19 protein-coding genes are annotated in these 22,190 nt (G+C 74.7%); 12 read left to right on the top strand and 7 right to left on the bottom strand.

All coding sequences use genetic code 11. From position 1 onward, the window contains the following. Positions 1-162: 162 nt before the first annotated feature. The 11 genes from VR894_RS10275 to mutM all read left to right on the top strand — a co-directional run bounded on the left by VR894_RS10275 (position 163) and on the right by mutM (position 10,926). The gene (locus VR894_RS10275) at positions 163-1,710 is read left to right on the top strand and encodes a DAK2 domain-containing protein (RefSeq protein WP_324651288.1); all 1,548 of its coding nucleotides are present in this window, start codon (positions 163-165) and stop codon (positions 1,708-1,710) included. Beyond that, entirely contained in the window at positions 1,707-4,019 is a 2,313-nt protein-coding gene (locus VR894_RS10270) for an ATP-dependent DNA helicase RecG (RefSeq protein WP_324651287.1), read from the top strand. The genes VR894_RS10275 and VR894_RS10270 overlap by 4 nt, the downstream gene beginning before the upstream one ends. 421 nt (positions 4,020-4,440) lie before the next feature. Beyond that, positions 4,441-5,127 (top strand): ABC transporter ATP-binding protein, encoded by a 687-nt coding sequence (locus VR894_RS10265; protein WP_324651286.1) that lies wholly within the window; start codon positions 4,441-4,443, stop codon positions 5,125-5,127. Between the two features lie 3 nt (positions 5,128-5,130). Next, entirely contained in the window at positions 5,131-6,681 is a 1,551-nt protein-coding gene (locus tag VR894_RS10260) for a DUF6297 family protein (RefSeq protein ID WP_324651285.1), read from the top strand. After that, positions 6,678-6,827 (top strand): hypothetical protein, encoded by a 150-nt coding sequence (locus VR894_RS10255; protein ID WP_324651284.1) that lies wholly within the window; start codon positions 6,678-6,680, stop codon positions 6,825-6,827. The genes VR894_RS10260 and VR894_RS10255 overlap by 4 nt, the downstream gene beginning before the upstream one ends. Further along, on the top strand, positions 6,824-7,393 hold the full coding sequence (gene rsmD / locus VR894_RS10250) for a 16S rRNA (guanine(966)-N(2))-methyltransferase RsmD (RefSeq protein WP_324651283.1): 570 nt from the start codon (positions 6,824-6,826) through the stop codon (positions 7,391-7,393). Before VR894_RS10255 ends, rsmD begins: the two co-directional genes overlap by 4 nt. A gap of 28 nt (positions 7,394-7,421) precedes the next feature. Then, positions 7,422-7,910, top strand: coding sequence for a pantetheine-phosphate adenylyltransferase (gene coaD / locus VR894_RS10245; protein ID WP_324651282.1), 489 nt, complete (start codon positions 7,422-7,424; stop codon positions 7,908-7,910). Beyond that, complete coding sequence (locus VR894_RS10240; protein ID WP_324651281.1) at positions 7,907-8,416, top strand: hypothetical protein; 510 nt, start codon at positions 7,907-7,909, stop codon at positions 8,414-8,416. The genes coaD and VR894_RS10240 overlap by 4 nt, the downstream gene beginning before the upstream one ends. A gap of 95 nt (positions 8,417-8,511) precedes the next feature. Then, entirely contained in the window at positions 8,512-9,120 is a 609-nt protein-coding gene (locus tag VR894_RS10235; protein ID WP_324651280.1) for a YceD family protein, read from the top strand. 2 nt (positions 9,121-9,122) lie between these two features. Further along, on the top strand, positions 9,123-9,857 hold the full coding sequence (gene rnc, locus VR894_RS10230; RefSeq protein WP_324651279.1) for a ribonuclease III: 735 nt from the start codon (positions 9,123-9,125) through the stop codon (positions 9,855-9,857). Continuing rightward, positions 9,850-10,926, top strand: coding sequence for a bifunctional DNA-formamidopyrimidine glycosylase/DNA-(apurinic or apyrimidinic site) lyase (gene mutM, locus VR894_RS10225; protein WP_324651278.1), 1,077 nt, complete (start codon positions 9,850-9,852; stop codon positions 10,924-10,926). The genes rnc and mutM overlap by 8 nt, the downstream gene beginning before the upstream one ends. Positions 10,927-10,992: 66 nt before the next feature. Here mutM and VR894_RS10220 read toward each other — a convergent pair whose 3' ends face one another. Continuing rightward, the gene (locus VR894_RS10220) at positions 10,993-12,390 is read right to left on the bottom strand and encodes an aldehyde dehydrogenase family protein (protein ID WP_324651277.1); all 1,398 of its coding nucleotides are present in this window, start codon (positions 12,388-12,390) and stop codon (positions 10,993-10,995) included. Between the two features lie 113 nt (positions 12,391-12,503). Here VR894_RS10220 and VR894_RS10215 point away from each other — a divergent pair, with 113 nt between their 5' ends. Then, complete coding sequence (locus VR894_RS10215) at positions 12,504-13,121, top strand: response regulator transcription factor (protein ID WP_324651412.1); 618 nt, start codon at positions 12,504-12,506, stop codon at positions 13,119-13,121. A gap of 10 nt (positions 13,122-13,131) precedes the next feature. Here the strand turns inward: VR894_RS10215 and VR894_RS10210 are convergent, their stop codons facing one another. From VR894_RS10210 to VR894_RS10185, 6 genes are all read right to left on the bottom strand, one after another. Further along, positions 13,132-13,923 (bottom strand): methyltransferase domain-containing protein, encoded by a 792-nt coding sequence (locus VR894_RS10210; protein WP_324651276.1) that lies wholly within the window; start codon positions 13,921-13,923, stop codon positions 13,132-13,134. 65 nt (positions 13,924-13,988) lie between these two features. Next, positions 13,989-15,677 carry a GAF domain-containing sensor histidine kinase gene (locus VR894_RS10205; RefSeq protein WP_324651275.1) on the bottom strand — a complete coding sequence of 563 codons (1,689 nt, stop codon included), beginning with the start codon at positions 15,675-15,677 and terminating at the stop codon, positions 13,989-13,991. A 26-nt stretch (positions 15,678-15,703) separates the two neighbouring features. Then, on the bottom strand, positions 15,704-17,731 hold the full coding sequence (locus VR894_RS10200) for an amino acid ABC transporter ATP-binding/permease protein (protein WP_324651274.1): 2,028 nt from the start codon (positions 17,729-17,731) through the stop codon (positions 15,704-15,706). Next, on the bottom strand, positions 17,728-19,545 hold the full coding sequence (cydD, locus tag VR894_RS10195) for a thiol reductant ABC exporter subunit CydD (RefSeq protein WP_324651273.1): 1,818 nt from the start codon (positions 19,543-19,545) through the stop codon (positions 17,728-17,730). The genes VR894_RS10200 and cydD overlap by 4 nt, the downstream gene beginning before the upstream one ends. After that, positions 19,546-20,622: a cytochrome d ubiquinol oxidase subunit II gene (gene cydB / locus VR894_RS10190; protein WP_324651272.1), complete on the bottom strand. Its 1,077-nt coding sequence runs from the start codon at positions 20,620-20,622 to the stop codon at positions 19,546-19,548. 15 nt (positions 20,623-20,637) lie between these two features. Further along, positions 20,638-22,131 (bottom strand): cytochrome ubiquinol oxidase subunit I, encoded by a 1,494-nt coding sequence (locus tag VR894_RS10185; protein WP_324651271.1) that lies wholly within the window; start codon positions 22,129-22,131, stop codon positions 20,638-20,640. Positions 22,132-22,190 lie beyond the last annotated feature (59 nt).

The raw sequence follows: 22,190 nt of genomic DNA, 5'->3' as shown, positions 1-22,190 counted from the left end.
TCGACGGCGCGAGCCGCGACCGCCCGTGAGGGCAACCTGAGCAGGATACCCGACGGCGCGCGGGCCACCCAAACGGTGCCGGGCGACGTACGTCACCCCGGGCACGGGTGTCGGTACCTGCTACTAGCCTTGACGCGATCGACCATACCTGGAGGACGGACCGTGACCGACACGCTCACCGTGCTCGGCCCGGCGCACGTGCGCCGCTGGTTCGAGCTCGGGCTGCGGTCGATGCTGGCGGTGCGCCGGCAGGTCGACGTGCTCAACGTCTTCCCCGTCCCCGACGGCGACACGGGCACCAACCTCGTCCTCACGCTCGCCGGGGCAGCCCGGGCAGCGGGCAGGCTCGGGCCCCACGCCGGTCTCGCCGAGCTCACGGCCGCTGCCGCCCGTGGCGCGCTCGTCGGGGCACGGGGGAACTCCGGGGTCATCCTCAGCCAGGCCATGCGCGGCCTCGCCCGCTCGGTGGCGCAGGGTGAGTCCCTCGACGGTCCCGGCCTGGCCGCGGCGCTGTCCGCCGCCGCCACGGCCGCCCGGGAGGCGGTCGAGCGGCCGGTCGAGGGCACCGTGCTCACCGTCGCGTCGGCGGCGGCCCGGGGTGCCCGGGACGCCCCTGACCCGAGCCTCGGCGGAGTCGTCACCGCCGCGACCGGGGCTGCTACGACGGCGCTCGCCGACACCCGCAGCCAGCTGCCGGTGCTCGCCGAGCGGGGGGTGGTCGACGCCGGAGCGGCCGGGTACGTCATCCTCCTCGAGGCGCTCGCCGCCGTCGTCGCCGGCGGAGCCCCCGCCACCGGCCGGGCCAGGGACGCCCTCGCGAGCCTCTGGTCGACGCCCCGTCCCGTCGCCGCGGGGCCGTCGTGCGCGCTCGGGCAGAGCGTCGTCGGGGAGCACGACGACGCCGCACCCTCGGCCTACGAGGTCATGTACGTCCTGCACGCGACGGACGCGGCCGTCGCGGCGCTGCGCACCCGGCTGGACTCGGTTGGTGACTCCGTCGCGGTCGTCGGAGGCAGCGACGGGTTCGAGGGGCGCGGCCTGTGGCAGGTCCACGTCCACACCGAGGACCCGTCCGCCGTCCTCGCCGCGCGGGCCGACATGGAGCAGGTGTGCGTGCGCTCGCTCGCCGCGCCCGCCGCCGGTGTGCTCGCCTGCACGCGCCTGCCCGGGCTCCTCGCCCCGCTCGCGGCCACGGGCGCCGAGGTGGTCCTCCACCCGGACGCCGCGGGTCTGGAGCGCGGCGTCGTCGACGCCGGCAGTCGTCACGTGCTCGTCCTGCCCTGCGACGCGGAGTCCGCCGCGCTGGCGGAGCAGCTCCTCGCCGGTGAGGCCGGTGCGCTGCTGCCCGGTTCCCAGCGCGTCGACGTCCTCGGTACCCGCTCGGAGCTCGCCGTCCTGGCCGTCGCCGGGGAGCAGCACCCGGGCTCCGCCGAGGACGAGCGCCTCGCTGCCGCCCGGGAGACCGCGGGCCGTGTCCGCACGGCGTCCTGCGCCGCCGCGGACCTCGACGGAACCGTCGCGGACCTCCTGCAGCCCGGTGACGAGCTGCTCACCGCCGTCGTCGGCCGCGAGCTGGCACCCGGCTCACCCGCCCGGGAGGATGTCCTCGCCCGCCTCCGCACCGCCGTCGTGACCGCCGCCCCGCAGGCCGAGCTCGTCGTCCTCGACGGCGCCCAACCCGCGCCCGACCTCCTCCTGGGGGCACAGTGACCGCACTGAGCACACCGCTGTCCCGCCTCGTGGGTGACCGGACCGCCAAGGCCCTGGCCAAGCTCGGCGTCGAGACCGGGTGGGACCTGCTGCGCCACTACCCGCGGCGCTATGGCGACCCGGGCCGGCTCACCGACTTCGACGACCTCCCGGTCGGCGACCACGTCACCGTCACCGCCCGCACCGTGCGCACGTCGCTGCGGCCCACCCGCAACCCGCGCACCGCCATGCTCGACGTGACGGTCACCGACGGCCACCGGGAGCTGCTGCTGCGCTTCTTCGGGGCGCGGGGGTTCCTCGCCAGCCAGGAGCGCCGGCTCCAGGGCGGCCGGGTCGGGCTGTTCACCGGCACCGTCGAACACTTCGGGGGACGGCGGATGCTGAAGAACCCCGACTTCCACTTCTTCGACGACGAGGAGGACAAGGCGGCGGTCATCGAGGACGCGTCCGCGCCGACGCCGATCTACGCGGCCTCCGCGGCGCTGCCGACGTGGCGGATCCGCGGGGCCGTGCAGACGGTTCTCGAGCCCCTCACCGAGGACGACGTCCCCGACCCCCTCCCCGCCAAGATCCTCGAGCGCGACGGGCTCCCCAGCCTCCTCGCGGCCCTCCGGCTCGTCCACGCGCCACGCACGGAGGAGGACTGGCGCCGCGGGCGGGACCGGCTGCGCTACGAGGAGGCCTTCGTGCTGCAGGCGGCGCTCGCCGTGCGGCGCGCCGAGGCCGAGGCGACAGCCGCAACGTCCCGGCCGCTGCGCGACGGCGGGATCCGCGAGGAGTTCACCGCGCGGCTGCCCTTCACGCTCACCCAGGGCCAGCAGGAGGTCGTCGCCGAGGTCTCCGCCGAGCTCGCCCGGCCGTGGCCCATGCAGCGGCTGCTCCAGGGAGAGGTGGGCTCGGGCAAGACGGTGGTCGCGCTCCTGGCGATGCTCCAGGTCGTCGACGCCGGGGGACAGGCCGCCCTGCTCGCGCCCACCGAGGTGCTCGCCGCGCAGCACGCGCGCTCGATCTCCGCGATGCTCGGCCCGCTCGCGGAGGCCGGGATGCTCGGCGGCGCCGAGAACGGCACCCGCGTCACGCTCCTCACCGGCTCGCTGCCCACCGCGGCGCGACGCACGGCGCTGCTCGCCGCGGCCTCGGGGGAGGCCGGGATCGTCATCGGCACCCACGCCCTGCTGTCGGAGAACGTGCAGTTCGCCGAGCTGGGGCTCGTCGTCGTCGACGAGCAGCACCGCTTCGGCGTCGAGCAGCGCGATGCTCTGCGCGCCAAGGCCGCGACGGCGCCGCACCTGCTCGTCATGACGGCCACCCCGATCCCGCGCACCGTGGCGATGACCGTGTTCGGGGACCTCGAGACGTCCACGCTCCGTGAGATCCCCGCCGGACGCTCCGGGATCCGCACCTTCCTCGCCCCGGCGACCCACCCGCGGTGGGTGGAGCGCACGTGGCAGCTCGCCCGCGAGGAGATCGACGACGGCGGCCGCGTCTACGTCGTCTGCCCGCGCATCACCTCCCAGGACGACGACGTCGAGTCCGACCTCGTCGACACGGGCGACGACGCCCCGGGCGACGACCCCGGGCCCGACGGCCTGCCCGTCGGTGGGAGCGGGCGCGCAGGCACGGCCGGGACCGGCGCGGCCGGCGCGAACGGCGCAGGACGTGCCGCAGCGGGCAACGGTGCCGGTGCTCAGCGACCGCTCGCGGCCGTCGACGAGGTCGCCGCGATCCTGCGCGAGCACCCCGTGCTCGACGGCGTGCGCGTCGGTGAGCTCCACGGACGGATGTCGCCGGAGGACAAGGAGGCCGCCATGGCCGCCTTCTCCTCCGGTGATGTTCCCGTGCTGGTGACGACGACGGTCGTCGAGGTCGGCGTCGACGTCCCGGAGGCGTCGGTGATGGTGATCATGGACGCCGACCGCTTCGGCATCTCGCAGCTCCACCAGCTGCGCGGCCGCATCGGGCGTGGCGCTCGCCCGGGCACCTGCCTGGCGTGGACCACCGCGCCGGAGGGCACCCCGGCGATGACCCGGCTGCGCGCCTTCGAGTCCACCACCGACGGCTTCGAGCTGGCGCAGGTGGACCTCGAGCAGCGGCGCGAGGGCGACATCCTCGGCGCCGCCCAATCCGGCCGGGGCAGCTCCCTGCGGCTGCTGCGGGTGCTCACCGACACCAAGGTCATCGAGAAGGCACGCTGGGACGCGCGCGCGATCGTCGACCGCGACCCGACCCTGCGCGACCACCCCGCCCTGGCCCGCACCCTCGCCGAGCAGCTCGACCACGAACGCGCCGAGTTCCTCGACCGCACCTAACCCCCCTCCTCGCCGAGCGCGGAGTTGTTGCGCGCCCGCACGCGAGCGGCCCCCTGTCCCGGCGAGCGTGCCGTCCCCTTGGCGTCGAGCGCGGAGTTGTTGCGCGCCCCCACGTGAGCGGGCCCCGGCCCCGCCGAGTGCCTGCCATCCCCTTCCCGCCGAGCGCGGGGTTGTTGCGCGCCCCCACGTGAGCGGGCCCCGGTCCCGCCGAGTGCGTGCCGTCCCTTCCCGCCGAGCGCGGGGTTGTTGCGCGCCCCCACGCGCGCAGCTCGCGCGACCCCTGGTCGTGCAGAGGAATCTGCTTCCTCCCGGTGGACACAACTCCGCTGTCGGCGCGAGGAGGGGGAGGGGGACACAATCCCGCTGTCGGCGCGAGGAGGGGGGGAGGGGGCGTGGGGCCTGGGCCGGTACGCTTCCGCGCATGCCCGATGAGCCGCTCCTTCGCGTCCGCGGCCTGTCCGTCGGCTACGGCGAGGACCCGGTCTGTGCCCCGATCGACCTCGAGCTGCGCGCGGGCGAGGCGGTCGCGGTCATCGGCGCGAACGGCACCGGCAAGTCGACGTTCCTGCGCACCGTCCTGGGGCTGCAGGAGCCGCTCGGCGGGCAGGCGGAGCTCTTCGGCGCACGACCGGACCCGCGCTCGGGGGACCTGCGGGCGAGTGTCGCCAGCGTGCTCGGCGACGACGCCTTCTTCTCTGCCCTCACGGTCACCGAGCACCTGCTCCTCACCGCGCTGGGCCACCGCGTCCCGGACGCGCGAGACCTCGTCGCGGGGCTGGTCGAGGACTTCGGCCTGGAGGACCGGGCCGACGCGCTCCCCACCGCCCTCTCCTCGGGCCAGCGCCGTCGGGTCCTGCTCGCCGCCGCCTTCGTCCGCCCACGCTCCCTCCTCGTCCTCGATGAGCCAGAGCAGCGCCTGGACGCCGGCATGCGCAACCGGCTGGCCGACATGCTCGTCGAGGAGCGGGAGGACGGCGGCGCCGTGCTCGTCGCCTCGCACGACCCGATCCTCGTCGAGCGCGCCACCACACGCGTCCTCCTGCTCCACGACGACGGTGTCACCACCCTCGACCCGTCGGCCGGCGCCGCCGCCATCGCCGCGCTCTGAGCCGTGACGACCACCGAGGTGACCACCGGCGCCGCCGGCTACCCCAGCGGCGGGGCGATGCGCCGCTGGACGCGCCTGGTCGTGCGGACCCGGAGCACGACGAGCATGGGCGAGCTCCTCTCCGACGTCTACACCATCGTCCTCACCCTCGCCGTGACGATCGCGATGGTGGCGGCCCTCGCACGCAGCCAGGGCCTCACGCGCGCGTCGGAGCCGGCGCCGACGGTCCTCGACACCGGCTGGGTCAGCGTCCTGCTGGCCGTCGCGGTGCTGGGGCTGACCACCGGCCTGCTCGCCCGCACCGGCCCGGTCTCGCTCGGCTCGGCGCGGGCGGCCTGGTGGCTGCCGCTGCCCGGGGAGCGTGGCTCGCTGCTGCGCCCCTCGCTCCTCGCCCCGACCGCCACCTCGGCGTCGGTGGGTGCCGTCACCGGGCTGCTGCTCGTCCTGGCGCTCGACCCCGACGTCACCGCCGCCCACGGGCTGGCGGCGGCCCTCGCGGGACTGCTCCTCGGTGCCGCGCTGGCTCTCGGGCTCGTCCCGGTCGAGGCGGGTGGACGACGGCGCGTGGCCAGCGCCGTCGGCGACGTCCTGCTGGCCCTCGTCCCCCTCACTGCCCTCGCCCTGACGCTCGCGCCGCCGCCACCGCTGCGGGTCGGGGGAGCGTGGTGGCCGGTCGTGGTCGCGGCCGTCGTGCTCGGGCTCGCCTGGTGGGCCGCTGCGCGTCGCCTCCCGTGGGTGCACGACACCGAGCTGCGGGAACGGGGCGCCGCCACCATGGAGCTGGCCGGCGCCTCCCTGTCCATGGACACCCGCGCCCTGGGCCGCGCGCTCGACGTCGCGCCCCGCCGCAGCCGCCTCCGGGGGTCGGCCCGGCTGCGCGCCGTCCCGGTGCTGGTGCGGGTGCTCGGGCCCGGTGCCGCCCTCGCCGGCGCCGACGCGCTCCTCCTGCTGCGTTCGCCGCGCAGGATCGTCCAGCTGGTGTGCGGCGGGGCGCTCGCGCTGACCGCCCCGCTCCTGCCCCAGGTGCCCGCCCTGCTCACCGCCGTCCTCATCGCGGCCGGGGCCTGGATCGCCGCCCTCACCACGGCGCAGGGGGCGCGCAACGCCGAGGCAGTCCCCGCCGTGGACGCGCTGCTGCCCATCGGCGAGCGGGCGGTGCGTGCCTGGCGGCTCGCCGTCCCGGTCCTCGCGATGGTGCTGTGGTCGGCCGTCGTGTTCTCCGTCCTCGGCCGGCTCCACGACGACGTCGGAGCGTGGGTCGCCCTCGGTCTGCTCGCCGCACCCGTGTGGGCGGGCGGCGCCGTCCGCTCGGCCTACCGGCCACCCCCGGACTTCTCCGGGCCGCTCATCGTCACGCCGATGGGCGCCTACCCGCTCGGCCTCGCGCGGATCGCGAGCACCGGGCCGGACGTCGTCATGCTCGGGGCGATCCCGCTCCTCGTCGCGGTGCTCACCGGCGCCGTGACCGCCGTGACGCTGGGGCTGCAGGTGGCCTTCGCTGCGCTCGCCGTCGTCCTGGCCGTGCGGCCGGTGCGTCCCCCGGGAGCGAGATGAGGCGCCCGTCGCGCTGGTGGACGTGGGCCGCGATCGTCGTCGTCGTGCTCATGGTGCTGGTCGTCGTGCTGCTCGTCGTGGCAGTCGTCAACCTCGGTGTGCCGACCGGCCTGCTCGGTGACGTGGCCGTAGGGTCGTCGGCGTGACGAGGATCGTGGCGGGGACGGCGGGCGGCCGGACGCTCACCGTGCCGCGGGGCGAGACGCGCCCCACGAGCGAACGCGTCCGTGAGGCGCTCTTCTCCCGGCTCGAGCACCAGGGCGTCGTCGACGGCGCGCGCGTCCTGGACCTGTACGCGGGCTCCGGGGCCCTCGGCCTGGAGGCCGCCAGCCGGGGAGCGACGGAGGTGACGCTCGTCGACTCCGCCCGCCCCGCCGTCGCCGCCTGCCGCCGCAACGTCACCAGCCTGGGACTCGGGCAGGTCGGGGTCGTCGGCTCGACCGTCCGCTCCTACCTCGCGGGCGAGCCGTCGACGGCCTACGACCTCGTGCTCGTCGACCCGCCCTACGACGTCACCGAGACCGACCTGGCCGAGCTGCTCGCCCGGCTGCCGGCCTGGCTCGCCCCGGACGCCGTCGTCGTCGTCGAGCGCTCCCGCCGCAGCCCGGAGCCGACCTGGCCGGCCGAGCTCGAGGCGACCGACGAGCGCCGGTACGGCGACACGACACTGTGGTTCGCCTCCACCACCTCCGGCGGCGGCGAGCTACCGTGACACGCATGGTGGACCACGAGGAGCGGCGATGAGCCTGGCCGTCTGTCCCGGCTCGTTCGACCCGATCACCCTGGGGCACCTCGACGTCGTGCGCCGCGCCCGCGGGGTCTTCGACGAGGTCGTGCTCGCCGTCGCGCACAACCCGGCGAAGGCCTACCTCTTCGACCTCGAGCAGCGGGTCGAGCTGGCCCGCGGCGCGCTCGACGGCCTGGACGTGCGGGTCGACGTCGTCGACGGCCTGCTCGCCGACTACTGCCGCGAGGTGGGTGCCGTCGCGATCGTCAAGGGGCTGCGCGGGGGAGCGGACTACGACTCGGAGCAGCCGATGGCCCTGATGAACCGGCACCTGTCCGACGTCGAGACCATGTTCCTCGTCGGCGACGGCGCGCTGGCCCACATCGCCTCCTCCCTCGTCAAGGACATCGCCAGCCACGGCGGCGACGTCTCCGACCTCGTCCCGCCCGCCGTGGCGCGGGCCCTGCACGACGCCTTTCCTCACCCTGGAGCACAGCGATGACCACCGACGGCACCGACCCCCGCCCGGAGAGCGCGAACCACGACGGCGCCTCGCTCGTCGCCATCCTCGACGAGCTCAGCGCGCTCGTCACCGAGGCCCGCGCGATGCCCATGTCCGCCTCCGTGCTCGTCAACCGCGCGGAGGCGATGGACCTCATCGCCGCCGCCAAGTCGGTCGTGCCGAGCGAGATCCAGGCGGCCGACGACGTGCTCACCGGTGCCGAGGACGTCCTCGCCGACGCCCGCGACCGCGCCGCGCGGATCCTGCAGGAGGCCGAGGAGCAGGCCGAGCGGCTGGTGAGCAGCGAGAGCGTCGTCGACCTCGCCAACCAGCGGGCCGAGCAGATCATCGTCGCCGCCGAGGAGCGGGCGGCGCAGCTGGCACGGGACGCGAACGACTACTGCGACCGGCAGCTCGCGCAGTTCGAGATCGACCTCGGCGCGATCACCAAGCAGGTGCGCGCCGGCCGGGACCGCCTCGCGAACACCGGCGAACCCCGCGACTGAGGCTCGGCCCGCCACCCCGCGGGGCCGTGAGGTAGCGTGGAGCGGCTGTGGCGCGCCCCCGGCGCGTCCCCGACTCACACCCAGGAGCGCACACCATGGATGCCCGATCGCCGTTCGTGATCAACACCCACGAGCTCGCGCGTCAGCCCGGGGCGATGCGCACGGTGGAACGCGAGGTCAGTGCCCCGGAGGGCTTCGGCACCGCCGTCATGGGGGTCGTGCCCGACTCCGCGATGCGCCTGGACCTGCGCCTGGAGTCGGTGATGGAGGGGGTGCTCGTCTCCGGCGAGGCCACCGTCGACGTCAAGGGTGAGTGCGCGCGCTGCCTGCGTGACGTCGCCGGGACCGAGACGGTGCCCGTGAGCGAGCTCTACTTCTACCCGGGTGCCCGTGCGGCCGCGCTGGCCGAGGGCGACGAGGAGGCCGAGGACATGCAGGAGCTCGAGGGCGAGCTGCTAGACCTCGAGCCGACGCTGCGCGACGCGATCGTCACCGCGATGCCCTTCCAGCCGCTGTGCGACGCCGCCTGCCGCGGGCTGTGCCCCGGCTGCGGCGAGCGCCTCGACGACCTGCCCGCCGACCACGCCCACGAGGACCTCGACCCCCGCTGGGCCGCTCTGGCGGAGCTCGCGGCCGCGCTCGAGCCCGACGACGCGGGTGAGCCGTCCGATGCCGAGGACCCGTCGCGGACGGAGGACCGCTGACCGTGGGGAAGAAGGTGGCGGCCGGAGCGGCACGCGACGACGTGGGGGTCCTCCTCGAGCGGCTCGGCGTCCACATCGACCCCGAGCTGCTCGTCCTCGCGCTCACCCACCGGTCCTTCGCGCACGAGGCGGGGGGCATCCCGACCAACGAACGGCTGGAGTTCCTCGGGGACTCGGTGCTCGGGCTGGTCGTCACCGAGCGGCTCTACCGGGCGAACGGGGAGACGTCCGAGGGTGACCTCGCGCGCATGCGGGCGGCCACGGTGAGCCAGCGGGCGCTGGCCAGCGTGGCGCGGGACCTCGGCCTGGGGGACTTCGTGCTGCTCGGCCGCGGGGAGCTCGTCACCGGCGGCCGGGAGAAGGACTCGATCCTCTCCGACACCGTCGAGGCGCTCATCGGCGCGGCCTACCTGTGCAACGGCCTGGAGTCGACCCGCGCCATGATCGAGCGGCTCGTCGCGGACCTCCTGGGCAAGGCCGCCTCCCTCGGCGCCGGCCTCGACTGGAAGACCAGCCTGCAGGAGCTCGTCGCCACCCGCGGGCTGCCCGCGCCGACCTACCAGGTGGTCGGCACCGGGCCGGACCACGCGCGCAGCTTCACCGCGACGGTCGTCATCGCCGAGCAGGACTACGGCACCGGTACCGGCCCGGCGAAGAAGATCGCCGAGCAGGAGGCCGCCGAGGACGCCTACACCCGGCTCCTGGCCGAGGAGCCGGCCGACAGCCCCCGTGCCTGAGCTTCCGGAGGTCGAGACCGTCCGCGACGGCCTCGTCCGTCACGTCCTGGGCCGGCGGGTCGACGCCGTCACGGTCCACCACCCGCGCGCCGTGCGCCGCCACGTGGGCGGCGGGCTCGACCTGCCCGGGCGGCTCACCGGCCGCACGCTGAGCGCGGCGGTCAGGCGCGGCAAGTACCTGTGGCTGCTCCTCGACGACGACGCGAGCGACGCCCTGCTCGTCCACCTCGGCATGAGCGGCCAGCTCCTCGTCCGCCGCGACACCAGCTCCCTCACCCTCCCCGCGCCCGAGTCCCTCGTCCACCCCCCGTCGCCCCCCACCCCCACCCCCACCACTCCTCCCGCCGAGAGCGGACTTGTTGCAGCCGCCGCCGCCCCCGCCCCCGCCACTCCTCCCGCCGAGAGCGGACTTGTTGCGGGCGCCCCCGCGCCCACCGCCGCTCCCGGGGTCCCACCCGACCCCGCACGCCACCTCCGCGTCGAGCTGGAGCTCGACGACGGCACCGGCCTGTGGTTCGTCGACCAGCGCACCTTCGGGCACCTGCTCGTCGCCGACCTCGTCCCGACGGCGGACGACGGCCCGGGCGGGCACGGCTCGCCGCTCCCAGCGCTCCCGGGTCCGGCCGCACACATCGCCCGTGACCCGCTCGACCCGGCCCTCGACGTGGCCGCGCTCGCGCGCCGGCTCCGGGGCAGGCGCACCGAGGCCAAGCGGGCCCTGCTCGACCAGTCGCTGGTTTCGGGGATCGGCAACATCTACGCCGACGAGGCGCTGTGGCGTGCCCGCCTGCACCCGCGCCGGGCCACCGACAGGCTCACCCAGGCCACCGCCGTCGAGCTCCTCGCCGCTGCCGAGGCCGTCATGCGCGAGGCACTTGCCGCAGGTGGCACGTCCTTCGACGCGCTGTACGTCGACGTCGACGGCGCGAGCGGCTACTTCGCGCGGTCCCTGGACGCCTACGGGCGTGCCGGTCAGCCCTGCCGCCGCTGCGGCGCGCTCATGCGCCGTGAGGCGTTCATGGGGCGCGCCTCGACGTTCTGCCCGCGCTGCCAACGCGCCCCGCGCTGACACCCGCGGCGCCCGCCCCCGGTCCCACGGCACCGGCCCCGGGCCGTGTGCACCGCCCGGGGCCGGTCAGAACAGTCGGCGCACCAGCGCCCTACGCAGCCCGGTGAACGGCGGCCGGATCGCCGCGAACGTGTCCGGCAGCAGCGGCTTGCGGACCACCGGCTTGGCGTTGCTGAAGGCCCGCACCGAGGCCTCCCCGTGGTAGGAGCCCATGCCCGAGCCGCCCACACCGCCGAACGGCAACGTGGGCATCGAGGCCTGGACGAGGGGCATGTCGAAGCCCACCCCGCCGGAAGACGTCTCCCGCAGCAGGCGCTCCCGGGCGCCGGAGTCGGTCGTGAACGCGTAGAGAGCCAGCGGCTTCTCGCCCGCGCGGACCAGCCGGATCGCGGCGTCGAGGTCGGCCACGGGCACGATCGGCAGCACCGGCCCGAAGATCTCCTCGGCCATGACGGGGGAGTCGGGCGCGACGTCCGCCAGCACCGTGGGGGCGACGTAGCGCTCGGCGACGTCCGCCTCGCCGCCGACGACGACGCGCGCCCCTGCCGCGACCGAGTCCGCAACCAGCCGCTCCAGCCGGGCGGCGTGCTCGGTGGACACCATCCGTCCGTAGTCGGCGCTGCGAGCGGGGTCGCTGCCGTACATGCGGGTGACGGCCCGGGACAGCAGCGGCTCCAGGGCGCGCGCGACGTCGGGCGGCGCGAGGAGGTAGTCGGGGGCGACGCACGTCTGGCCCGCGTTGACGAGCTTGGACCAGGCGATCCGTCGCGCGGCGGCCTGCAGGTCGGTGGTCCCGTCGACCCAGGCCGGGGACTTCCCGCCGAGCTCGAGCGTGACGGGGGTGAGGTGCTGCGCCGCGGCAGTCATGACGATGCGTGCCACCCGGCCGCCACCGGTGTAGACGATGTGGTCATAGCGCTCGCGCAGCAGCTCGGTGCTCCGCTCGACACCACCGGTGAGCACCTCCACGCCGTCGACGTACCGGGGCACGAGCCGCGCGAGCACCTCGGCGGTCCGCGGGGCCAGCTCCGACGGCTTGAGCACGGCGGTGTTCCCCGCGGCGAGCGCACCGACGAGCGGCCCGAGGAGCAGGAAGACCGGGTAGTTCCAGGGGGCCATGACGAGCATGACCCCGAGCGGCTCGAGGACGACGGAGGCCCGCGCCGGCTGGTACTGCCACGGCACGCTCACCCGCCGGGGCGCGAGCCACGACCGTAGGTGCGTGCGCGTGTGCCTGATCTCCTCGAGCAGCACGCCCGTCTCCGTGAGACGGCTCTCCGTCGGTGACTTGCCGAGGTCCGCCGCCAGCGCCTCCTCGAGGTCACGCGCGTGGCCCCTGAGCATCGCGCTCAGCCCGTCCAGCTGCGCCAGTCGCCAGGACAGCGGCTTGGTCACGCCGGAGTCGAATTGGTCCCGAAGTCGGCGGACGACGACGGCGGCGGGCTCGGTCTCCGAGATGGTCACCCGGCGAGGGTACGTGCGGTGGTGGGCACGGCGCCGCCACCGTGATCGACGGAAAGGCTAAGGTCGGGGGCGTGAACACGCAGAACTCGACCGGGCCGCGCGACATCCGCGTGATGATCATCGACGACCACGAGGTGGTGCGCCGCGGCATCGCCGAGATCGTCGACCGCGCCGAAGGACTGACCGTGGTCGCCGAGGGCGGGTCGGTCGCCGAGACGGTGCGGCGCGCCCAGCTCGTGCGTCCCGAGATCCTCCTCGTCGACCTCCAACTGCCCGACGGCACCGGGATCGACATCATCACCCAGCTGAGGGAGACGGTGCCCGAGGCCCGCGCCATCGTCCTCACGTCCTTCGACGACGACGACGCCCTCGCCGAGGCCCTCGAGGCCGGCGCCCGCGCCTATCTCCTCAAGACGGTCCGCGGCGCGGAGATCGCCGAGGTCATCAAGGCCGTGGCCGCGGGCCGGACGCTGCTCGACGAGCGCACCGTCACCCGCCGCCGGGCCGACCAGGACGACCCGACGTCCGACCTCACGCCCTCCGAGCGGCGCGTCCTCGAGCTCATCGGTGACGGTCTGTCGAACCGGGAGATCGGCGAGCGGCTCGGCGTCGCCGAGAAGACGGTGAAGAACCACATCACCGCCCTGCTGGCGAAGATGGGCCTGCAGCGGCGCACCCAGGTCGCGGCCTGGGTCGCGGGCCAGCGCGCCAAGGGCTGGCGCAGCAGCTGAGGTCCCGGCCTCAGTCCCTGCCGGCGACGGCGAACACCCGGCGGAAGGGCAGCACGGTCCCGTACGGCTGCGGCGGGTAGGCCTCACGCAACCGTGCCCGGTAGGCCGCGGCGAACTCCTCGCGCAGGTCCGCGGGCAGGGCCTGGAGCACTGGCCGGGCGCCGGTACCGCTCATCCACTCCCACACCGGGTCGGGGCCCGTCAGCACGTGCAGGTAGGTCGTCTCCCACACGTCGACGGTGTACCCCAGGGCGCTCAGCGCCGTGAGGTAGTCCTGCGGCCCGGGTAAGTCGGGCCGCCGTACGACGTCGGCCACGTGCGGCGCCCAGGGTGCGGCGGCCGCCAGGTCGCGGAGGATCGTGTGGCTCGGGCTCCCGTGATTGCCGGGGACCTGCACGGCCAACCACCCGCCGGGTGCGAGCAGGCGCACCAGTGCCGGCAGCAGCTCGAGATGGTCCGGGACCCACTGGAGCGCAGCGTTGCTCACGACGACGTCGCAACTCGCCTCGTCACGTCGGCTCACCCAGTCGCGCAGGTCCGCCTCCTCGACCAGCAGCGTCCCGGCCGGCGCGCCCCGGGCCACGGCGCGAGCCGCGGCCACCATCTCCGGGGAGGAGTCGACACCGACGACCTGTGCGTCCGGCCACCGGTCGAGCAGGCTCGCGGTGAGCTCACCGGTGCCGCAGCCGAGGTCGACCACCGCGCGCGGCTCGCGGGCGCCGACGCGGCCCAGGAGGTCGTGGAACGGGCGGCCCCGGTCGTCGGCGAACCGGGCGTACTGCGCGGGGTCCCAGCTCGGCATCGCGGCTCCTCCGATCGGGTATCTCGATGTCAAGATACCTCGACCGCGGGGCGGCGGCACCCGGCTCAGCCCAGCGGCACCTGCCAGGACAGCAGCGTCCCCTCGCCGGAGTCGCTCCGGCCGAGGGAGAAGGTCCCCCCGTGCCGGCGGGCCCGGACGGCCAGGTTGTCCAGGCCGGAGCGGCGGGTGGAGCTGCGGTCCACGCCCACGCCGTCGTCCTCGACCTCGACGGAGACGCGCCCGGTGAAGCCTGCCCCGCGGACGCCGACCCGCACCTGCACCGAGGCCGCGCGCGCGTGACGGGCGGCGTTGGCCAGGCCCTCGCGGACGACGGCGACGACGTCGTCGGCGATGTCGTCGTCGACCCGGGCGTCGAGCAGCTCGGCGGGTGAGGCGGCGAGCCCGGCGCCGGTGAGGTCGTCTGCGTCGTCGCGCACGAGCTGCCCGTCGACGGAGATGAGGAGCGAGGGCGCGAAGCTCAGGCCGGTGCGGGCGAGGGACGCCTCCCGCCGCAGCCGCTCGACCAGCCCGACGGCCTCGTCGGGCTCCCGCAGGGAGTGGACGATCGAGCGGATCTGGCGCACGCTCTCGTCGACGCTGCCGAGCGCCGACTCCAGGGTGCCGGCGATCCAGGCGGTGCCCTCGTCGGACGCGGCGGCCTGCCGCGCGGACTCCAGCTGCATGCCGGTGGCGAACAGCTGCTGGATCGCGAGGTCGTGGAGGTCGCGGGAGATGCGCTGGCGCTCCTCGAGGAGCGAGGAGACGTCCTGGGCGTGGCGTGCGGCGGCGAGCTCGAGCGCGACGGCGGCCTGGGCGGCGACCGCCTCGGCCACCTCGAGGTCCGCTGGGGTGAACTCCGTGCCGCCCTGCAGGCGGAGGAGGATGAGCACGCCGAGGCCGGTGCCCTGCGCCATCATCGGGGCGTAGAGCGCCGGGCCGTAGCGGCTGAGCTGGGGGACACGCATCGACCGTGCGCGGGACATGGAGTCGACGATCATCCCGACCCCGTTGGCCAGCACGGTGCGCGCGCGGCCGTGCGGAGGGAAGACGGCGCCGATGACGTCCTCGGCGCCCACACCGTCGGCGATCTCGCACATCCACGTGTCGCCCACGGACGGGAGCACGATGATGGCGGCGTCGGCGCGGGCGACCTCCCGCACCTTGGCGGCGATCATCTCCAGTGCCTCCTCCTCCTCGGTGCCGCTGAGGAGGCGCGTGGTGATGTCCTGGCTGACGGCCACCCAGCGCTCGCGGTCCCGCGCGTCCATGTAGCGCTGGGCGTTGACGACGGCGACGGCGGCGGCGGACGCCAGCTGCTCCATCGCGCGGGCGTCGTCCTCGGTGAACCCGCCGGGCTTGTCGGCCAGGTAGAGGCGGCCGAAGACCTGCTCGCGGATGCGTACGGGAACCCCGAGGAACCCGTCCATGTGCGGGTGCGGCCCGGGCCAGCCGCCGAAGGCGGGGTGGTCGGTGATGGACTCGAGGAGGAGGTGGCCCTCGTTGGGGATGTGGGCGAAGATGCCGTGGCCGTGCGGGGCGTGCCCGAGTCTGCGCGCGGTCTCCTCGTCGACGCCGTGCTGGACGAAGGTGGCGGTGTCACCCCGGTTGTCGAGCACGGCGAGGGCCCCGTACCGGGCTCCGGTGAGGCCGGTGGCGCTGTCGACGAAGCCCTTGAGCACGGTGTCGAGGTCGAGGCTCGCGGTGAGCCCGATCGCGGCGCCCAGCAGCCTGGCGCGCGCCTCACGGTCCGGCATGGCACTCCTTCCTCGCTCGTCCGCCCTCACGCCTCCTCCTGCTCCACCGCCCACCGGTAGGCGGGCAGCGTCTCCAGGAGGTACTCGTGAGGGCCTCGTGCGAGCACGGTAGCCGGTCCCGGGCCCGGCCCGAGCACGACGACCTCGTCCGCGGCGGCGAGCGGGGCGAGCCGGTGCGTCACGAGCAGCACGCCGCGGCCGGAGTCCCGCGTACGGAGGAGGTCAGCGATGAGGCGGTCCGCGGTGGCGGTGTCGAGGTGCTCCCCGGGCTCGTCGAGCAGCAGGAGTGGCGCGTGGCTGGCGAGGGCCCGGGCGAGGAGCAGGCGACGTCGCTCCCCGCCCGAGATCGACGTCGCGTCGGGGTCGAGGAGCGTGTGGACGCCGTCGGGCAGGCCCGCCAGCCAGGTCCCGAGGCCGGCCCGGCCGAGCAGGTCGACGACCTCGGCCTCGTCGACGTCGCCGCGGGCGACGCGCAGGTTCTCCAGCACGGTGGTGGCGAAGACGTGGGCGTCCTCTGCCGTGAGGACGACGGCGTCGCTCACGCTGCGTCGGTCGAGCTCGCTCACCGGTGTGCCCCCGAGGAGCACCTCCCCGCCGCGTGCGGGGATGAGGCCGGCGAGGGTGAGGAGCAACGTGGTCTTGCCGATACCGCTGGGGCCGACGACGGCGACGCTGCGTCCCGGACGCAGCTCGAGGTCGAGCCCGTTCGCCACGACCCCGCTCCGCGGCCACCCCACCGCCAACCCCCGCGCCCGCAGCAGCGACGACGCGGGCGGGCCGCCCACCCCCTCGCGCCGAGAGCGGAGTTGTGTCCGGGGTGCGCCCACCCCCTCGCGCCGAGAGCGGAGTTGTGTCCGGGGTGCGCCCACCCCCTCGCGCCGAGAGCGGGGTTGTTTGCCGGCTCCCGCCACCTCCTCACGCCGAGTGCCAGCTCGCTGACCTTCCTCCGTGCCGGCCGTGCCGGCCGTGCCGGCCGTGCCGGCCGTGTCGGCCGTGCCGGCCGTGTCGGCCGTGTCGGCCGTGCCGGCCGTGCCGGCCGTGCGCGCGGTGGCGCCTCCGGCAGCGCGTGCCCGGTCGAGGAGCTCGGTCACCCGCACGGCCGCCCCCGCGGACCGGACGAGCTGGGTCGCGGCGGGCCCCAGCAGGGCGGTCCCCTCGAAGGCCGCGAGCGGGGTGAGGACGACGACGGCGAGCTCGACCGCCTCCATCGTCCCGGCTGCCGTCGCCCGCACACCGAGGACGAGGGCTGCGAGGACGGCCAGCCCCATCGCGAGGTTGTCGATGCCGGCCGCCAGGGCGGCGGGTCGGGCCGCGGTGTCCTTGGCCTGGGCGAGGCGACGCTCGGTGACAGCCAGGGCGGTCCGTGCCTGCGGGAGCCGGCCGGAGACGGTGAGCTCGGCGGCTCCCTCGACCATCGTCATCGCCCCGGCCGACAGCTCGGTGCGCGCCTCGAGCTGCGCGAGCTCGTCCAGCCGTGCGGCCCGCATGCTCAGCAGCGGCCCCACGACACCCGCGAGCAGCAGGCACCCGGCGAGGACCGCGCCGATGCCCAGGTGCAGCCACCCGACGAGCGTCACGGTCCCGACGCCGACGGCGGCCGCCACGGCAGCCGGCAGCAGCCCGCGGACGACGACGTCACCCACGGCGTCGACGTCGGCGCCCGTGCGGGCGAGCACGTCCCCGCGGCGCAGCCCCGAGACGACGTCGGTGGGGGCGTCGGCCAGCGTCGTGTAGACCCGCTCGCGCAGCGTGGCCATGCCGCGCAGGGCGACCTCGTGGGACACCAGTCGCTCGACGTAGCGCATGAGCCCGCGCGAGATCCCGAAGGTCCGGACCGCGACCGACGCGACACCGAGCTCGAGCACCGGCGGCATCTGCGACGCGCGCGCGATGAGCCAGGCGGCGGTGGCCGACAGCGCGACCGCGCTGCCGAGACCGGCGGTGCCGGCCAGCACGGCGAGCAGGAACCGCCACCGGTCGAGGTCGAGCAGGTCCACGGCACGACGAAGTGCCCGCCGCTCGGCGGGGGTGAGGGGCAGGAGGGAGCGGCTCACCCGTGCCCACCTCCGGCAGCGCGATCGCTCAGCGCGGTGGTCTCCGGGTCCTCGTTCCGGCTCGCGTCGGGACGGGACCGGGTGGTGCCCGACGAGTCACCCGCAGCCGTCGCGGCGGTCCGAACCTCGACGACGTCGTCGGCGAGTGCGATGAGCCGTGGGCGGTGCGCAATGACCAGCACCGCTCGCCCCGCGTCCCGCAGTGCCGTCACGACGTCGAGCACGCGTTGCTCCGCGGCGGCGTCCAGGTGTGCTGACGGCTCGTCGAGGACGACGAGCGGGGCGGGGTCCAGCAGAGCGCGGGTGAGGGCGACACGTTGGCGCTGGCCGAGGGACAGGCCGGTGCCGCCGTGCCCGATGGGTGTGCGCCAGCCGAGCGGGAGCGTCGAGAGGACCTCGTCGAGGCCGCTGGCCCGGGCGGCAGCGCGTTCGCGCTCGCCGACCTCGCCGTCGGCGCCGAGCACCGCCTCGGCCACGGTCCCCGGCGTGAGGACCGGACGCTGGGGGACCCAGGTCACCTGCGCGTGCCACGACGCCGGGTCGATCGTCGCGAGGTCGACGGCGGCGGCTGCACACGATCCGGCCGGTGGCGTGAAGGAAGGTGGCGCGGTGGGAGATTGCGGCCCGGCGGGGGCCGGGAGGACGAGCACCCGGCCGGAGTCGGGGCGGAGGAGGCCGACGGCGAGCATCGCCGTCGTCGTCTTCCCTGCACCCGAGGGGCCGACGAGCGCGGTGACCCGCCCGGGCAGCACGCTGGCGGAGAGGTCGGCGGGGGCGAGCAGGTCGCGGCCCGGCGCGGCGACGGTGACGCCGTCGAGGACGAGACCGCCGACGGCGGGGCAGGGACGGTCCCCGGCCGCCGGCAGCGGGCGCTCGAGCACCGCGAAGGCCTGCTCAGCGGCGGCAAGACCGTCCGCGGAGGCGTGGAACTGGGCTCCGACCTCCCGGATCGGGCGGTAGGCCTCGGGCGCGAGCATGAGGACCGCGAGGCCGGTGGCGAGGTCGATGTGGCCGTAGACGAGCCGCATCCCGATCGTCACGGCGACCAGGGCCACCGCGATGGAGGCGAGGAACTCCAGGACGGCACCGGACAGGAAGGCGACCTTGAGCGTGCTCATCGTCGCGCGCGTGTAGGCGCGGCCCAGTGCCCTCACCCGGGCGCCCGGCCCCCGCTCGCGGCCGAGTGCCTTGAGCGTCGCGAGGCCGGCGAGCAGGTCGAGCAGCTGGGCGCCCAGCCGCTGCATCGCGGTGAGCTTGTCCGCGGCGAACCGCTGGGTGAGCACCCCGATGAGCCACATGAACACCGGGATGAGGGGAATGGTGAGGGCGACGATCGCCGCCGAGCCGAGGTCGAGGCCGGCGATGACGACGAGCGTCGCCGGGGTGAGGGTGGCGGCGAGCAGGAGCTGTGGCAGGTAGCGCACGAAGTACGGCTCGAGGTCGTCCAGGCCCCGGGTGACGAGGGTGACGAGCTCGCTCGGGTCGCTCAGGCCCCGGGGACCGAGCGCCACGGCGCGGTCCAGAACCCCGGCGCGGAGCTCGGCGACGACGTCGACGGCGGCCCGGTGCGCGAGCGACTCCTGGAGGACCGTCACGAGCACGCGGACCGCCGCGAGGACGGCGAACCACACGACGAGCGGGGCGGCCTGCGCCCACCCCGCGTCGCCGTCGACGACCGGCGCGACGGCACCGGCGATGAGCAGCGCCTGCGCGACGACCAGACCGGCGGAGGTGATCCCGAAGCCGGTCGTCAGCGCGATGTAGCGGCGGGCCGAGCGCGCGTGCCGGAGGAGCCGGGGGTCGAGCGGTTTCACCTAGTCCCGGCCCGTGGCCGGCCCGCCGGCCGTCTCGAGGCTGCGTTCGTCCGTGGGGTGCAGCCCCTCGTCCCCGACGATGTCGCTCACCCACACGCGCTTGCGGAAGACCCAGTAGGTCCAGCCCTGGTAGCCCAGCACCACCGGGACGAAGGCGAGGGCCACGATGCTCATCACCGTGAGCGTCGCGTCCGTGGCCGCGGCGTCGGCGATGCTCAGCGACGCTGCCGGGTCGAGGGAGGAGGGCATGACGTAGGGGAACATCGCGCTGAAGATGAAGGCGACCGCCCCGACGATCCCGACGGTGTGGAGCGCGAAGGCCCAGCCCTCCCGCGCCTTGCGCGTGGCGAGGATGACGCCGATGAGGCTGGCGCCGGCGACGACGGCCGGGATGAGGGAGAAGGCGTTGACCGAGTGCAGCGCCTGCGCCCACAGCACCCACACGAGGGCCACGACGCCCGAGGCGATGGACAGCCGGTGCGCCAGCCGGACGGCGCGGATGTGGATCGGCCCGGCGGTCTTGAGCGCGACGAAGATCGTGCCGTGGGTGAGGAACAGGCCCAGCGTGACGAGGCCACCCACCAGGGTGAAGGGCGTGAGGAGGGACAGCAGCCCGCCCGTGAGCTGGTGGGTGCCGTCGACGAGCTCGATCTCGGTGCCCTGGACGAGGTTGGCGAAGGCCACGCCCCACAGGACGGCCGGCACCCAGGACCCGAAGGTCAGTGCGAAGTCCCAGCGGTCCCGCCATCGGGGGTCGTTGATCTTGGCGCGCCACTCGATGGCGCAGACCCGCACGATCAGCGCGACGAGGATGATGAGCAGCGGCAGGTACATCCCGGAGAACATCGTGGCGTACCACTCGGGGAAGGCGGCGAAGGTCGCGCCGCCGGCGGTGAGTAGCCACACCTCGTTGCCGTCCCACACCGGGCCGATGGTGCGCAGCAGGACGCGTCGCTCCTTCTCGTCATGGGCGAAGGTGCGCAGGAGCATCCCGACGCCGAAGTCGAAGCCCTCGAGCGCGAGGTACCCCGTCCACAGGACGGCGATGAGGATGAACCACAGCAGGGGCAGATCCACGGTCAGGCTCCTCGGTCAGTACGCGAAGGACAGGGTCGGCTCGGGCTGCTCGTCGTCCGCCGTCGACTCCTCGACGGGGAGGACGCCCTCCCGGACGTAACGGCGGATCAGGCGGAACCACACGACTCCCAGGGCCGCGTACAGCAGGGTGAACACGACCAGCGAGGTGAGCACCGTGCCGGGCGAGACGACGGTGGAGACGCCGTCGGTCGTGAGGAGCATGACCTGGTCGACCGGGTTGGCGGGGTTGGGGTGGACGACCCACGGCTGGCGGCCCATCTCGGTGAAGATCCAGCCGAAGCTGGAGGCGAGGAAGGGCATGGGCAGCGCGACGAGGCACAGCCGGGAGAACCACGTCGAGTCGGTGATCCGGCCCTTGCGCAGCAGCCAGAGCCCGGCGAGGGCCAGCGCGGCGGAGAAGACGGCGAGCCCGATCATCAGCCGGAAGCTCCAGAAGGAGATGAAGAGGTTGGGGTAGAGCTCGGTGTCCTCGTCGACGCTGTCGAGGCTCCCGTAGAGCTCCATCTGCTCGCGCTGGACGTCGGCGACTCCGGGCAGGTAGCTGTCCTCACCGGTGAAGCTGCCGGTGCCGAGGAAGGAGGTGAGGTACGGGATCTCCAGGATGTGGTTGATGTCCTCGCAGTCGTTGCTGCCGGGGATGCCCACGGACAGCAGCGAGAAGCCGACGCCCTCTCCGCCGTTGCACACCGCCTCGGCCGCGGCCATCTTCCCGGGCTGCTGCTCGTACATGAGCTTGCCCTGGACGTCGCCGCTCGCGATGACTCCGAGGCCCGCGACGACCATGGCGATGAGGCCGACGTAGGCGCCGGGCCGCCAGATGTCGCGGGCCTCCTCGGCGCGGCCGGCTTGGGCCGAGCGGACGAGCCACCACCCGCAGATCCCGGCGACGAAGGTGCCGGCGACGAGGAAGGAGGCGGTGATCGTGTGCGCGAACGCGGCGAGGAGGGTGTTGTTGGTCATCACCTCGACGAAGCCGGCGACGCCGTCGAGCTCGGCGCGGCCGGTCTCCTCGTTGAAGACGGCACCGACCGGGTGCTGCATCCAGGAGTTGGCCGCCAGGATCCAGTAGGCCGACAGGGAGGAGCCGACGGCAACGGCCCAGATGCACGCGTTGTGCAGCCACCTGGGCAGCCTGCCCTCGCCGAAGATCCACAGGCCCAGGAACGTCGACTCGAGGAAGAACGCGGCCAGCGCCTCGACGGCGAGTGGCGCGCCGAAGATGTCACCGACGAACCGGGAGTACTCCGACCAGTTCATCCCGAACTGGAACTCCTGGACGATGCCGGTGGCCACGCCGAGCGCGAAGTTGATGAGCAGGATCTTGCCGAAGAACTTCGTCAGCCGGTGCCAGTGGGCCTTTCCGGTGCGCAGCCAGGCGGTGTGCATGATGGCGACGAGCGGGGCCAGCCCGATCGTCAGCGGCACGAGGACGAAGTGGTAGACGGTCGTGATTCCGAACTGCCACCGGGCCAGGTCGAGCGCTTCCACCGTCGGTCTCCTCCGTCATGTACCGCGCCCGGCGCAGGGCACGGCAACACCGTAGGAAT

Source organism: Georgenia sp. H159 (genome assembly GCF_035607575.1).
Taxonomy (GTDB): Bacteria; Actinomycetota; Actinomycetes; order Actinomycetales; family Actinomycetaceae; genus Oceanitalea.
This window is presented reverse-complemented; position numbering and strand designations above follow the sequence as displayed.

What these genes read in the sequence shown, in the direction of transcription:
- coaD (WP_324651282.1), top strand. Translation starts at nt 7,422, where the DNA reads ATGAGCCTGGCCGTCTGTCCCGGCTCGTTCGACCCGATCACCCTGGGG.
- VR894_RS10255 (WP_324651284.1), top strand. Translation starts at nt 6,678, where the DNA reads ATGAGGCGCCCGTCGCGCTGGTGGACGTGGGCCGCGATCGTCGTCGTC.
- VR894_RS10205 (WP_324651275.1), bottom strand. Translation starts at nt 15,677, where the DNA reads ATGCCGGACCGTGAGGCGCGCGCCAGGCTGCTGGGCGCCGCGATCGGG.
- VR894_RS10215 (WP_324651412.1), top strand. Translation starts at nt 12,504, where the DNA reads ATGATCATCGACGACCACGAGGTGGTGCGCCGCGGCATCGCCGAGATC.
- VR894_RS10240 (WP_324651281.1), top strand. Translation starts at nt 7,907, where the DNA reads ATGACCACCGACGGCACCGACCCCCGCCCGGAGAGCGCGAACCACGAC.
- VR894_RS10210 (WP_324651276.1), bottom strand. Translation starts at nt 13,923, where the DNA reads ATGCCGAGCTGGGACCCCGCGCAGTACGCCCGGTTCGCCGACGACCGG.
- VR894_RS10235 (WP_324651280.1), top strand. Translation starts at nt 8,512, where the DNA reads ATGGATGCCCGATCGCCGTTCGTGATCAACACCCACGAGCTCGCGCGT.
- VR894_RS10265 (WP_324651286.1), top strand. Translation starts at nt 4,441, where the DNA reads ATGCCCGATGAGCCGCTCCTTCGCGTCCGCGGCCTGTCCGTCGGCTAC.